This window comes from Conyzicola nivalis, from assembly GCF_040548875.1.
Lineage (GTDB): Bacteria > Actinomycetota > Actinomycetes > Actinomycetales > Microbacteriaceae > Conyzicola > Conyzicola nivalis_A.
This window is the reverse complement of record NZ_JBEPSJ010000001.1, coordinates 668,881-681,932: the sequence shown is the minus strand read 5'-3', so window position 1 is coordinate 681,932 and position 13,052 is coordinate 668,881. Positions and strand designations below refer to the sequence as shown.

At 68.1% G+C, this 13,052-nt stretch carries 12 protein-coding genes; 8 read left to right on the top strand and 4 right to left on the bottom strand.

Translation table 11 applies throughout. From position 1 onward, the window contains the following. Positions 1–19 precede the first annotated feature (19 nt). From tatC to ABIE21_RS03300, 4 genes are read left to right on the top strand one after another with little or no spacing between them, the layout of a single operon-like run. Positions 20–811: a twin-arginine translocase subunit TatC gene (tatC, locus tag ABIE21_RS03315; RefSeq protein WP_354023357.1), complete on the top strand. Its 792-nt coding sequence runs from the start codon at positions 20–22 to the stop codon at positions 809–811. Next, positions 808–3,417, top strand: a complete 2,610-nt coding sequence (locus tag ABIE21_RS03310) for a DEAD/DEAH box helicase (protein WP_354023356.1) — start codon at positions 808–810, stop codon at positions 3,415–3,417. The genes tatC and ABIE21_RS03310 overlap by 4 nt, the downstream gene beginning before the upstream one ends. A 9-nt stretch (positions 3,418–3,426) precedes the next feature. Continuing rightward, entirely contained in the window at positions 3,427–5,004 is a 1,578-nt protein-coding gene (gene lnt, locus ABIE21_RS03305; protein ID WP_354023355.1) for an apolipoprotein N-acyltransferase, read from the top strand. Beyond that, entirely contained in the window at positions 4,997–5,728 is a 732-nt protein-coding gene (locus ABIE21_RS03300) for a polyprenol monophosphomannose synthase (RefSeq protein WP_354023354.1), read from the top strand. Before lnt ends, ABIE21_RS03300 begins: the two co-directional genes overlap by 8 nt. A 165-nt stretch (positions 5,729–5,893) precedes the next feature. Here the strand turns inward: ABIE21_RS03300 and ABIE21_RS03295 are convergent, their stop codons facing one another. The 4 genes from ABIE21_RS03295 to ABIE21_RS03280 form a co-directional block, all read right to left on the bottom strand. Then, positions 5,894–6,259: an RNA polymerase-binding protein RbpA gene (locus ABIE21_RS03295; protein WP_354023353.1), complete on the bottom strand. Its 366-nt coding sequence runs from the start codon at positions 6,257–6,259 to the stop codon at positions 5,894–5,896. Between the two features lie 183 nt (positions 6,260–6,442). Continuing rightward, on the bottom strand, positions 6,443–7,165 hold the full coding sequence (locus ABIE21_RS03290; RefSeq protein ID WP_354023352.1) for a glycerophosphodiester phosphodiesterase: 723 nt from the start codon (positions 7,163–7,165) through the stop codon (positions 6,443–6,445). A 60-nt stretch (positions 7,166–7,225) separates the two neighbouring features. Then, positions 7,226–8,230: an SPFH domain-containing protein gene (locus ABIE21_RS03285; RefSeq protein WP_436232319.1), complete on the bottom strand. Its 1,005-nt coding sequence runs from the start codon at positions 8,228–8,230 to the stop codon at positions 7,226–7,228. Between the two features lie 23 nt (positions 8,231–8,253). Continuing rightward, complete coding sequence (locus ABIE21_RS03280; protein WP_354023350.1) at positions 8,254–8,730, bottom strand: NfeD family protein; 477 nt, start codon at positions 8,728–8,730, stop codon at positions 8,254–8,256. An 83-nt stretch (positions 8,731–8,813) separates the two neighbouring features. On the opposite strand from ABIE21_RS03280, the gene ABIE21_RS03275 reads away from it, so the two are divergent. From ABIE21_RS03275 to ABIE21_RS03260, 4 genes are all read left to right on the top strand, one after another. Further along, complete coding sequence (locus ABIE21_RS03275) at positions 8,814–9,581, top strand: SDR family oxidoreductase (RefSeq protein WP_354023349.1); 768 nt, start codon at positions 8,814–8,816, stop codon at positions 9,579–9,581. 15 nt (positions 9,582–9,596) lie between these two features. Continuing rightward, complete coding sequence (locus ABIE21_RS03270; protein WP_354023348.1) at positions 9,597–10,061, top strand: NUDIX hydrolase; 465 nt, start codon at positions 9,597–9,599, stop codon at positions 10,059–10,061. Continuing rightward, positions 10,058–10,537, top strand: coding sequence for a heme-degrading domain-containing protein (locus ABIE21_RS03265; RefSeq protein WP_354023347.1), 480 nt, complete (start codon positions 10,058–10,060; stop codon positions 10,535–10,537). Before ABIE21_RS03270 ends, ABIE21_RS03265 begins: the two co-directional genes overlap by 4 nt. A gap of 84 nt (positions 10,538–10,621) precedes the next feature. Beyond that, a complete protein-coding gene (locus ABIE21_RS03260) occupies positions 10,622–13,024 on the top strand; it encodes an excinuclease ABC subunit UvrA (protein WP_354023346.1) in 2,403 nt (800 codons plus the stop codon). The last annotated feature ends 28 nt before the right edge of the window (positions 13,025–13,052 follow it).

Genomic DNA, 13,052 nt, shown 5'->3' with positions numbered 1-13,052 from the left:
GAAGCTTCGAAACGGGCTCATGCCAAAACGTAAGCCGCGCGTCGACGAACGGCGCATGTCGCTCGGCGCACACCTCGTCGAGCTGCGCAAGCGACTCGTCATCAGCGGAATCGCCATCGTCCTCGGCGCCATCGGCGGGTTCATCATCGCTCCGCAGATCTGGAAGGCGCTCAGCGCACCGATCAACGAGATCGCCGACTCGCAGAACGCGACCATCAACTACACCGGCATCACCGAGGCGTTCGACACGAATGTCCAGATCGCGTTCCTCGTGGGGATCGTCGGCACCAGCCCGATCTGGCTTTACCAGATCTGGGCCTTCGTCGTTCCCGCCCTGCTCCGCAAGGAGCGCCGCTACGCGCTGGCGTTCGTCGGCAGCGCCATCCCCCTGTTCCTGGCCGGCGCCACGCTGGGCGCCGTCATCTTCCCGCGCACGGTCACGCTGCTGCTCAGCTTCGCGCCGGAGGACTTCTCCACCTTCCTCACCGCGCGGTACTTCCTCGACTTTTTCATCAAACTGGTTCTGGCCGTCGGTGTCGCGTTCGTGCTCCCCGTGTTCCTGGTGCTGTTCAACTTCGTCGGGTTGCTGTCGGCGGCCGCGATCCTCAAGGGCTGGCGAATCGCCGTGCTGTGCATCGTCATCTTCACGGCGCTCGCGACGCCGAGCGCCGACATCCTCGCCATGTTCATGCTGGCGATCCCGATGATCGGCCTGTACTACGTCGCCGCCGGCATCGCCTGGCTGCACGACCGCGGCGTCGCGAAGCGGCTCGCCTCCTACGAAACCGATACGGGTGGACTCATCGCATGACGACCGAGCTCAGTGCTTCAGAACGCTATGCGGCCTCCAAGCAGAAACGCCAGCTGCCGATCCTCGACGCGTTCACCGACAAGCTGCCGATCGCTCTCGACCCGTTCCAGCGCGAGGCGTGCGCCCTGGTCGAGCAGGGCAAGAGCGTGCTCGTCGCCGCCCCGACCGGCGCCGGCAAGACGATCATCGCCGAGTTCGCGATCTTCAAGGCGATGCAGGAGAGCCACGCGAAGGTCTTCTACACGGCTCCGATGAAGGCGCTCAGCAACCAGAAGTTCCAGGAGCTCGTGGCCGAGTACGGCGCGGAGTCAGTCGGTCTCCTCACCGGCGACACGAACGTCAACTCGCAGGCGCGCATTGTCGTGATGACGACCGAGGTGCTGCGCAACATGCTCTACGCGGGCTCCGATCTGCTCACCAACCTCTCGTACGTGGTCATGGACGAGGTCCACTTCCTCGCCGACAAGTTCCGCGGGGCGGTGTGGGAGGAAGTGATCATCCACCTCCCGCGCTCTGTGCGTATGGTCTCGCTGAGCGCCACCGTGTCGAACGCCGAGGAGTTCGGCGACTGGCTGCAGGCCGTGCGCGGCGACACCGAGGTCATCGTCTCCGAGGAACGCCCGGTGCCCCTCGAACAGCACGTGCTCGTGCGGGGCAAGCTGCTCGATCTCTTCGACGCCGCAGGCGGCCCTAACGAGGCCAGGTCGCGGATGCCGGCCGTCGTGACCACGACCGCGGCAGACCCGGTGGCCTACGGCGACCGGCGCGGCGTCGACAAACGCGCCAAGGGCTCCAGGCCGCCCGCCGTGCCCCTCGCCGGGCTCACCCCGATCCGAGTCAACCCCGAGCTGGTGCGGCTCTCGCACGGCGACGGCCGCAGCCGGGGCGGCAACGGCGGATTCGACGGCGGCAAGCGCCACGAGGGTCGCGGTCGCGGCAACAAGAACGGCAACGGCAACGGCTTCGGCGGGGGAGGAGGCGGCGGAGCGCGTACCGACCGGGCGGCGCTCGTCGAGCTGCTGCACTCGCACAACCTGCTGCCGGCCATCTTCTTCGTCTTCAGCCGCGTCGGCTGCGACGCCGCGGTGCAGCAGGTGCTGCGAGCAGGCGTGCGGCTCACCCAGAAGCACGAGCGCGACGAGATCCGCGAGATCGTCGAGGAACGCTGCCGTACCCTGCTCGACGAAGACCTCGGCGTGCTCGGCTACTTCGAGTGGCTCGACGGACTCGAGCGCGGTGTCGCCGCCCACCACGCCGGCATGCTGCCCGCTTTCAAGGAGGTCGTCGAGGAGCTGTTCCGCAAGAAGCTCGTCAAGGTCGTGTTCGCCACCGAGACGCTCGCGCTCGGCATCAACATGCCCGCCCGCACCGTGGTGCTCGAGAAGCTCGAGAAGTTCAACGGCGAGGCTCGCGTGCCGATCACCTCGGGGGAGTTCACACAGCTCACCGGGCGTGCCGGGCGCCGGGGGATCGACGTCGAGGGCCACTCCGTCATCCAGTGGGCCGACGGGCTCGACCCGCAGGCCGTCGCGGCGCTCGCCTCCCGCCGCACCTACCCGCTCAACTCGAGCTTCAAGCCCACCTACAACATGGCCGTGAACCTCATCGACCAGTTCGGCCGGCAGCGCACGCGCGAGATCCTCGAGTCGAGCTTCGCGCAGTTCCAGGCCGACCGCGCCGTCGTCGACCTCGCGCAGAAGGTGCGCAGCCAGCAGGAATCGCTCGACGGCTACCGCAAGTCGATGACCTGCCACCTCGGCGACTTCGCCGAGTACTCGACCATCCGCCGCGAGCTCAGCGACCTGGAGAAGAAGGGCGCCGGCCGCAGCGAGTACTCGAGCCGGGGCGAGCGGGAGAAGCGGCAGAACCAGCTGAACGCGCTGCGCAAGCGCCTCAAGCTGCACCCCTGCCACCTCTGCCCCGACCGTGAGAACCACGCGCGCTGGGCAGAGCGATACTGGAAGCTGAAGAAGCAGACCGACCAGATCACGGCCGAGATCCGCACCCGCACGGGCGCGGTGGCGAAGGTGTTCGACAGGGTCACCGACGTTCTCACGATCCTCGGCTACCTCGAGAGCGACGACAACGGACGCGTCGTGCTCGCCCCCGCCGGCCGCATGCTGCGCCGCATCTACGGCGAACGCGACCTGCTCGTCGCCGAGTCGCTGCGCCTGGGGCTCTGGAACAAGCTCGACGCGCCCTCGATGGCCGCGATGGCCGCCGCCCTGATCTACGAACCGCGTCGCGACGAGGGCCAGGCCGACGAACGCAACCTCCCGCACGGGCCCTTCCGCGCCGCCTTCGACGCGACCGGTGACCTGTGGAGCAACCTCGACGACCTCGAGCGCGACAAGCGCCTGCCCGGCAGCAACCCCCTCGCCACCGGCCTGTGCCTCGCCATGTACCACTGGGCGCGGGGCGGGCGGCTCGACGCTGTGCTGAGCGAGGCCGACCTCGCCGCCGGTGACTTCGTGCGCTGGACGAAGCAGACGATCGACCTCCTCGACCAGCTCTCGGTGGTCGCCGACTCGCCCGTCGGAGCGACAGCGCGCAAGGCACTCGACTCCATCCGCCGCGGGATCGTCGCGTACAGTTCCGTCGCCTAGGCTCTATCCGTGCATCCCCCCGCCCGACGCGCGCTGCCCCTGTGGGCGGCGGTGCTTGTGGCACTCAGCGCCGGCCCGGTTCTCGACGCCGGATTCCCCGACCGTGACTGGTGGCCCGCCACCTTCGTCGGCATCGGCCTGGTGCTCGCGGCGCTCATCGGACGCAGCGCCTGGGGCAGCTTCCTCGTCGGCTTCCTCGCCGGGCTCAGCTTCTACCTCGTGCACATCGAGTGGGCGTCGCTGTTCCTCGGCCCGTTGCCGATGGTGGCGCTCTCGACCCTCGAGGCGCTGTTCTTCGGCGTGGGCGCGGTCGCGATCACGCTCGCCTACCGCTGGGTCCCTCGTGTCTGGCGCTCCACCGCCGCCCGCCTGCTCTTCCTGCCGCTCATCGTCGCCGGGCTGTGGACCGCGCGCGAGGCGATCGCGAGCGTGTGGCCGTATGGCGGCTTCGCGTGGGGTCGCGTCGCCCTCTCGCAGTCGGAGAGCCCGTTCGCGGCGCTGTTCGGCTGGATCGGCGTCTCCGGGGTCAGCTTCGTCATGGTGTACCTCGTGGCCGTCGTCGTGGAGTGCCTGCGCCTACGCACCGCCGACCGGGCCGTGCGCGGCGCGGTGGCCGTGGGTCTCGCCGCCGTTATCCTCGCCATCCCCGCCTTCCCTGTGATCGCCGAGGGCAGCATGCGCGTCGCGGCGGTGCAGGGCAACGGCAAGGCCGGGTACTTCGACCAGCGTGAGCGGGGCGACCTGCTGCAGTCGCAGCTCGACGCGACCTACCCGATCATCGGCGAGGACGCCGACGTCGTGGTCTGGCCGGAGGGCGGCACCGACATCAGTCCATACGACTTCGCGTACGGCGCCGAGGTGCTGGACTACGTGAGCACCGCCATGGATGCGCCCCTGGTCACGGGCGCGATCACCACCCGCGAGGGAGAGAACGGCGCCGACGACACGTACTACAACACCTCGCTGCTCTGGAAGGCGGGGGAGGGCGCGCTCGACTTCTACGACAAGAAGCATCCGGTGCCCTTCGGCGAGTACGTTCCCGACCGCTCGTTCTGGCGGCAGTTCGCGCCCGACCTGATCGACCTGATCGGCCGCGAGTACACTCCGGGAACCACCGACGACGTCTTCGACATCGACGGCGTGATCGCGGGCGTCAACATCTGCTTCGACATCGTCGACGACCAGATCCTCACCGACTCCGTCGAGCAGGGTGCCCAGATCATCTTCGCCCAGTCGAACAACGCCGACTTCGGGCAGACCGACGAGAGCGTGCAGCAGCTCGCCATCGCACGGGTGCGGGCCATCGAGCTGGGCCGCACCGTCGTCAACATCTCGACGGTGGGCACCAGCGCGATCATCGCGCCCGACGGCTCGACGATCGACCGGCTGCCCACCTACACGGCGGGCGCGATGGTCGAGGACGTGCCGCTCAGCAGCGTCACCACCCCGGCCGTGCTCCTCGGCCGTCAGATCGAGTGGCTCGTCAGCGGCATCGGGGTGCTCGGGCTGGTTCTCGCCGGCATCCTTGTGCGGCAGTCGTCCCGAGCGAGAAGCACATCCCGAACGAGAGGCACCGGCCGTGGCTGACGTCGTGGCGATCGTGCCCACATTCAACGAGATCGAGAGCCTGTCGTCGATCGTCGGTCGCATCCGAGCCGCCGCACCGCACGCCCACGTCCTGATCGTCGACGACTCCAGCCCCGACGGCACCGGCAGGCTCGCCGACCTGCTCTCGGCCTCTGACGACGCCGTCTCCGTGCTGCACCGCACGGAGAAGGACGGACTCGGCCGCGCCTACCTCGCCGGGTTCGCCTGGGCGAGATCCAGGGGCTACGACTTCGTCGTCGAGATCGACGCCGACGGCTCTCACGACCCGGCAGAGCTGCCGGCGATGATCGCGCTCGCCCGCGGAGGCGCCGACCTCGTGATCGGCTCGCGCTGGATCCCCGGGGGAGAGGTGCGCAACTGGCCCCGGCTCCGTCAGGCGATCTCTCGCGCCGGCAACACCTATTCGCGCATCGCCCTGCGCTCGAGCATCCACGACATCACGGCCGGCTACCGGGTGTTCCGTACCTCGGCGCTGGTCTGGCTCGACCAGGCCCGGGTCTCGAGCCAGGGCTACTGCTTCCAGGTCGAGGTGGCGTGGCGCATCGAGCAGGCGGGTCTCATCGTCGTCGAGCACCCGATCACGTTCGTCGAACGCGAGAACGGCGAGTCGAAGATGCACTTCGGCATCGTCGCCGAGGCGCTCTGGCGGGTGACCAGCTGGGGCGTCGGGGTGCGCCTGAAGCGCCCGCGGCCCCGCTCGTAGCCGACCTGCGCGCCGGCCGACCGACCAGCCCCTCCGCGAAAGTGCACTTGTGACCCGCCGAAGGGCGGAAACACGGCGATAACTGCACTTTCGGCGCGCCGACCGGAGTTGCTTAAACACAAAAGGCCAGCCCGAGGGCTGGCCTTTCGCGTATTCAGGGGCTAGCTAGGCACCGATCTTCTGCTGTCCACGACGCGCCCGGAGGAAGTCGAGGCGCTCCTGGAGCAGCTCCTCGAGCTCGGGGCGGGTGCGGCGCTCGAGGAGCATGTCCCAGTGGCTGCGGGGGACCTTGGTCTCGACGGCCTCGGAGACGACGGCGACGCCGTCGTCGTCGAGCAGGACGCCCTCCAGCCCGCTCTTCGCGGACTCCCAGACGCCGGGAACCTCGGCGTCGGCGGCGAAGACCATCTCGAAGGTCTCGCCGTCTGCCGTGCGGTAGACGCTCTTCTTTCGCGGAGAGAACTCCACGCCGACTTCGCTCTGAAGACTCTGGGTGCCGAGTCTCATGCCGCGCAAACTACGGTCTGCCATTGTGTGGCCTCCTCTTAGGAATTTCACGCGAGACGCGCGCTGCGCTCTCGCGGTACATACGAATTAATAAACCCGCTAGCTGGACATAACCTTCCAAGAGCACCCCGATCGGGGGCCATTCACAGGAATGTCACAGCATCACAGAGCAGGCGGACACCGGCGAGCGAACGCCGACATACGGCGCTACTGTGCGCGAGCGGTCAGGACGCCGAGTGCGATGTCGGCGCGATCCGTGACGATGCCGTCGACCCCGAGATCGAGGAGACGGTGCATGGCTGGAGCGTCATTGACGGTCCAGACGTGCACCTCGACCTTAGCGGAGTGCAGCTGCCGAATCATCCGTTCGGTGACGATCGTGACCCCTGAGTAACGCTCCGGAACCTGCACCGCGTCGATGCCGCGCAGCGCGCGACGCAGCAGCGGCGTGAGTCCGGTCTTGCCGCCGGCGAGTGCCGCCGCGAAGCGGAGGGACGAAGCGGATGTCGCGACGCCCGGCAATCGGCGCACGGCTCCGCGGCGTCGGTTCTCGCTGAAGGAGGTGACCAGCACGCGGTCTGTAGCTCTGGCGTCGAGGATCGCCGCCACGGTCGGAGCTATGGCGTCGGCCGACTTGATGTCGATGTTGAACCGGGTCTCGGGAAAGGCGTCGAGCGCCTCGGCGAGCGAGCAGAAGACCTGCCCGTGGCCGAGGTCGATCTTCTGCAACACGGCGAACGGCAGTTCCCTCACGGTCGCCGAACTCCCGGCGACCCGGGTCAGATCGGGGTCGTGGGCGACCACCGCCACGCCGTCGCTCGACGCGTGCACGTCGGTCTCGATGTGGGTGGCGCCGATGCCGATGGCCGCCACGAACGCGAGGAGCGTGTTCTCGGGCGCCTCGAGGGCGAGCCCGCGGTGGGCGAGCACCCGCGGGGGAGCGGGGGTGAGGTAGGCGATGGTGCGAGCTCCGGGTGGGTGGCGGAAGACCTAGGCGGTCGGCGGGGTGGCGGTCGGCGGGGTGGCGGTCGGCCCGCTGGCTGTCGGACCGGTCGCGGGTGTGCCGAACGGCGAAGCGGCGAACGGTGACGCGGCGGGGCCCGAGCCGTCCGTCGGCGACGTCGGGCCGCGGCCCGCCGCGAAGCCGGAGGTGATTCCCTTGAGAGCCTCGGTGAGCTCTGTGGGGATGATCCAGAGCTTGTTCGACGGCCCCTCGGCGATCTTCGGCAGCATCTGCAGGTACTGGTAGGCGAGCAGCTTCGAGTCGGGGTCGCCCGCGTGGATCGCGCCGAACACCGTCTCGATGGCCTGCGCCTCACCGTTGGCCCGCAGCACAGCTGCCTGGGCCTCGCCCTCGGCCTCGAGGATCGACGCCTGACGCGAACCCTCGGCCTGCAGGATCGCCGCCTGCTTCGTGCCCTCTGCGGTGAGGATCTGCGCGCGGCGGTCACGCTCTGCGCGCATCTGCTTCTCCATCGAGTCCTGGATCGAGACGGGCGGGTCGATCGCCTTCAGCTCGACACGGCCCACACGAACGCCCCACTTGCCCGTGGACTCGTCGAGCACGACGCGCAGTTTTCCGTTGATGGTGTCGCGGCTCGTGAGCGCCTCCTCGAGGTTGAGGCTACCGACGACGTTACGCAGGGTCGTGGTGGTGAGCTGTTCGACCGCCCCGAGGTAGTTCGCGATCTCGTAGGTCGCGGCGCGGGCGTCGGTCACCTGGAAGAAGACGACGGTGTCGATCGAGACAACCAGGTTGTCCTCGGTGATGACCGGCTGCGGCGGAAAGGAGACGACCTGCTCGCGCATGTCGATGAGCGGACGCAGCCGGTCGATGAAGGGCACGAGGATGTTGAGCCCGGGCATCAGCGTCTTGCGGTACTTGCCGAGGCGCTCGACCACGCCGGCGTTCGCCTGCGGGATGATGCGGATCGAGCGGAAGAGGATCGTGATGACGAAGATCGCGATGATGATCAGGAAGATCACCAGGACGATCTGTCCGAATAGTTCGCCGGAGTTCACGGTGCGGTCCTTTCAGCGGGTTCGACCACTGCGGTCGCCCCATCGATGGAGACGACGACGACGCGGTCGCCGGTCTGGAGTCGGTGGTCGGATGTCGCGTCGGTCAGCCGGGAGGTCCACGTCTCACCGTTCGAGAGCTTGACGTAGCCGTTCGCGCCGACGAAGTCGGTCGCCACGGTGCCGTGCTGGCCGAGCAGGGCGTCGATGTTGCTCAGCGCAGGGTCGTCGTCACGGTGCAGCCGACGCAGCAGCGGCGGCCGTACCGCGAAGATCAGCAGCACGGAGACGACCGCGGCGATGACTATCTGCACCCAGAAATTGAGGGGAGTGAAGCTCGTGGCGAGTCCGGCGACGCTGCCGAGCGCGAGCATGAGGAATGTGAAGTCGAGGGTGAAGACCTCGATCACCAGGAAGATCAGGATGAGAGAGACCCACACCACCCATGCATAGTCGATCAGAAAATCCAGCAGCATCGGGCGGCACCTCTCGTGTGTCGTTTCGCCTCGAAACTAGCACGGGCGCCTAAACGGCAGGGGTATTGGTAGTCTCAGTGTCTGTGAGCAACCCTGTACAGCCCGGATCACTGACCGGCAAACGCGCCCTTGTAACTGGATCGTCGAGAGGCATCGGAGCCGACACCGTCTCCTACCTCGCGGAGGCCGGCGCTCGCGTCGTCGTGAACTACCGCAACAAGGAGGCGCGGGCGCTCAAGCTCGTCGCCGCCATCGAGGCGAAGGGCGGATCGGCGATCGCCGTCGGCGCAGACCTCACGGAGGCGGCATCCGTCGCCCACCTCTTCGACACGATCGCCACCGAGCTCGGCGGCCTCGACATCCTCGTGATGAACGCCTCCGGCGGCATGGAGAGCGGCATGGCCGAGGACTACGCGATGCAGCTCAACCGCGACGCGCAGGTGAACCTGCTGAACGCGGCGCTGCCGCTGCTCGCCCCCGGCGCCCGCGTCGTCTTCGTCACCAGCCACCAGGCGCACTTCATCAAGACCGTCGAGACGATGCCCGAGTACGTCCCGGTCGCCCTGAGCAAGCGCGCGGGCGAGGACGCCCTGCGCGACATGATCCCCGCCCTGGCCGAGAGGGGCATCGAGTTCGTCGTCGTCTCGGGCGACATGATCGAGGGCACCATCACCGCCACGCTCCTCGAGCGCGCCAACCCCGGTGCGATCGGACAGCGCAAGGAAGCCGCCGGCCGCCTGTACAACGTCAGCGAGTTCGCCGCCGAGGTCACCGCCGCCGCCGTCGAGCCCGTTCCCGCGAACAACACGCGCTACGTCGGCGACGTGAGCGACTTCCTCGCCGCGAACTAGCGCGAACACCTCTCCGTGGCCAACATCCATCACCATCGCCTCACCTCGAGGGTGCTGCTCTTCGACCGGGACGGCCACGTGCTGCTGTTCCTGACGAAAGCTCCAGACTCGAGCGGGGTGGCCCGCTGGCTCACTCCGGGCGGGGGAGTGGATCCGGGAGAGGACCACGCGGATGCCGCCTACCGCGAGCTCTTCGAGGAGACAGGTCTGACCGGCGTCGACCTGGGGGAGCCCGTCTGGGCGCACGACTTCGACGTGGCATGGGACGCCGCCGACCACGACACCGGTCACGCCGAGTTCTACCGCGCGGTCGTCGACCGATTCACCCCGTCGGAGGCGAACTGGACCGACGACGAAAAGGTCGAGGTCTACGCCCACCGCTGGTTCACGCTCGACGAACTGAGCGCCAGCACCGACGCATTCGAACCCGCGCAGCTCGTCGAGCTCGTGCGCACCCATCTGCCGAGAAACCAGGAGTGACCGTGTCGGAAGACTACGAAGCCCAGATCGCCGAGATCCGCGAGCAGGAGGCCCGCCTGCAGTTCGAGCGGTTCACCCACGCCGACGCGTACGAGCTGGGCTCGCTGCTCGTGCGCCTCGGCACCGACCGCGGGCTCGGCATCACCATCGACATCACCAAGGGCGACCAGCAGGTGTTCCACGTGTCGCTGGCGGGAACGACGGCGGACAACGACGACTGGGTCGCGCGCAAGACCCGCACCGTGCGCCGCTACAACGCGAGCTCGTTCCTGGTGGGGAGGCTGCACAAGCTCGAAGGCAAGGACTTCAACGAGGCATCCGGCCTGCCGCTCTCGCTGTACGCCGCGCACGGCGGCTGTTTCCCGATCGTGATCCGCGAGGCGGGCCTCATCGGCACCGTCACCGTCTCGGGGCTCGCCCAGGCCGACGACCACGCACTCGTCGTCGAGGCGCTCGAGATCTTTCTGGGGGAGTAGCGCCGCCCTCTCATCTGGTTAAATCGTGACAGGCGCGGCCGACGGCGACCGCGGCGGAATCCCGCCCAGCCAGATGGAGACACGATGAGCACTGACGCCATGACGACCACTCCGACGAGCGACTCCCGGGTCGCCGACAGTCACGACCTGATCCGCGTGACGGGCGCGCGCGAGAACAATCTCAAGGACATCAGTCTGGAGATCCCCAAACGTCGCCTGACGGTGTTCACCGGGGTCTCCGGATCGGGCAAGAGCTCGCTGGTGTTCGGCACTATCGCGGCGGAGTCGCAGCGGATGATCAACGAGACCTACAGCACCTTCGTGCAGGGGTTCATGCCGAGCCTGGCCCGGCCCGACGTCGACGTCCTCGAGGGTCTGACCACGGCGATCATCGTCGACCAGGAGCGCATGGGCGCCAACTCGCGGTCGACCGTCGGAACGGCCACCGACGCGAACGCGATGCTGCGGATCCTGTTCAGCAAGCTCGGCCAGCCGCACGTCGGCTCGCCCCAGGCGTTCTCCTTCAACGTCGCCTCGATCTCCGGCGCTGGAGCGGTCACCATGGAGCGCGGCGGCGTCACGACGAAGGAACGCCGCAGTTTCACGATCACCGGTGGCATGTGCCCGCGCTGCGAGGGCATGGGCAAGGTCAACGACATCGACCTGGGCCAGCTCTACGACGACTCGAAGTCGCTCAACGGGGGAGCGTTGACCATTCCCGGCTACACCGCCGACGGCTGGGGCGTGCGCATCTACACGGGATCGGGCTTCGTCGACGGAGACAAGCCGATCCGCGAGTTCAGCGCGAAGGAGCTCGACGACTTCCTGTACCACGAGCCGACCAAGGTGAAGATCGGCGATATCAACATGACCTACGAGGGGCTCGTGCCGAAGGTGCAGAAGTCGTTCCTCACCAAGGACCGCGAGGCGATGCAGCCGCACATCCGCGCCTTCGTCGACCGCGCCGTGACCTTCACCACGTGTCCCGACTGCGGCGGCACCCGGCTGAACGAGGGCGCGCGCTCGGCGCGGATCCTGGGACTGAACATCGCCGAGGCCTGCGCGATGCAGATCAGCGACCTCGCCGAGTGGGTGCGGCGGCTCGACGAGCCGTCGGTCGCGCCGCTGCTCACCACCCTGCAGGAGACGCTCGACTCTTTCGTGAACATCGGACTCGGCTACCTCTCGCTCGACCGCCCGTCGGGCTCGCTCTCCGGCGGCGAGGCGCAGCGCACCAAGATGATCCGGCACCTGGGTTCGTCGCTGACCGACATCACCTATGTCTTCGACGAGCCGACGATCGGGCTGCATCCGCACGACATCCAGCGGATGAACGACCTGCTGCTGCGCCTGCGCAACAAGGGCAACACCGTGCTCGTGGTCGAGCACAAGCCGGAGACGATCCGCATCGCCGACCACGTCGTCGACCTCGGGCCGGGTGCGGGGACCGCCGGCGGCACCATCTGCTTCGAGGGCACCGTCGAAGGGCTGCGCGCCAGCGGAACGCTCACCGGAAACCACTTCGACGACCGCGCCGCCGTCAAGGACGCGGTGCGCACGCCGACGGGCACGCTCGAGATCCGCGGTGCGACGGCGAACAACCTGCGCGACGTCGACGTCGACATCCCGCTCGGCGTGCTCGCGGTGATCACTGGGGTGGCCGGCTCGGGCAAGAGCTCGCTCGTGCACGGCTCGATGCCCGCCGGCGCGGGCGTCATCTCGATCGACCAGGGCGCGATCCGCGGTTCGAGGCGCAGCAACCCGGCCACCTACACCGGACTCCTCGATCCCATCCGCACCGCCTTCGCCAAGGCGAACGGCGTCAAACCGGCGCTGTTCAGCGCCAACTCGAAGGGCGCCTGCCCGAACTGCAACGGCGCCGGAGTGGTCTACACCGACCTGGGCGTCATGGCCAGCGTCGCCACGCCCTGCGAGGTCTGCGAGGGCAAGCGCTTCGATGCGACAGTGCTCGAGTACCGTCTCGGCGGCCGCGACATCAGCGAGGTGCTCGCGATGTCGGTCACCGAGGCCGAGAAGTTCTTCGGCTCGGGGGAGGCCCGCACCCCGGCCGCGCACACCATCCTCGTGCGCCTCGCCGACGTGGGGCTGGGCTACATCAGCCTCGGCCAGCCGCTGCCCACGCTGTCGGGCGGCGAACGCCAGCGGCTGAAGCTCGCCACCCACATGGGCGAGAAGGGCAGCGTGTACGTGCTCGACGAACCGACGACGGGACTGCACCTGGCCGACGTGGAGAACCTGCTGGGGCTGCTCGACCGGCTTGTCGACTCGGGCAAGTCCGTCATCGTCATCGAGCACCACCAGGCCGTCATGGCGCACGCCGACTGGATCATCGACATCGGCCCCGGCGCCGGACACGACGGCGGCCGCGTCGTCTTCGAGGGAACGCCGGCCGACCTGATCGCCGACCGGTCGACGCTCACCGGGCAGCATCTGGCGCAGTACGTCGGAGGAGTCAACAAAGGTTGACTCGTTCGAGCATAGTCAACTATGGTTG

Bases quoted from the DNA above. Each gene is read 5' to 3' on its own strand.
- tatC (WP_354023357.1), top strand. From the start codon at position 20: ATGCCAAAACGTAAGCCGCGCGTCGACGAACGGCGCATGTCGCTCGGC.
- ABIE21_RS03310 (WP_354023356.1), top strand. From the start codon at position 808: ATGACGACCGAGCTCAGTGCTTCAGAACGCTATGCGGCCTCCAAGCAG.
- ABIE21_RS03295 (WP_354023353.1), bottom strand. From the start codon at position 6,259: ATGGCAGACCGTAGTTTGCGCGGCATGAGACTCGGCACCCAGAGTCTT.
- ABIE21_RS03280 (WP_354023350.1), bottom strand. From the start codon at position 8,730: ATGCTGCTGGATTTTCTGATCGACTATGCATGGGTGGTGTGGGTCTCT.
- ABIE21_RS03260 (WP_354023346.1), top strand. From the start codon at position 10,622: ATGAGCACTGACGCCATGACGACCACTCCGACGAGCGACTCCCGGGTC.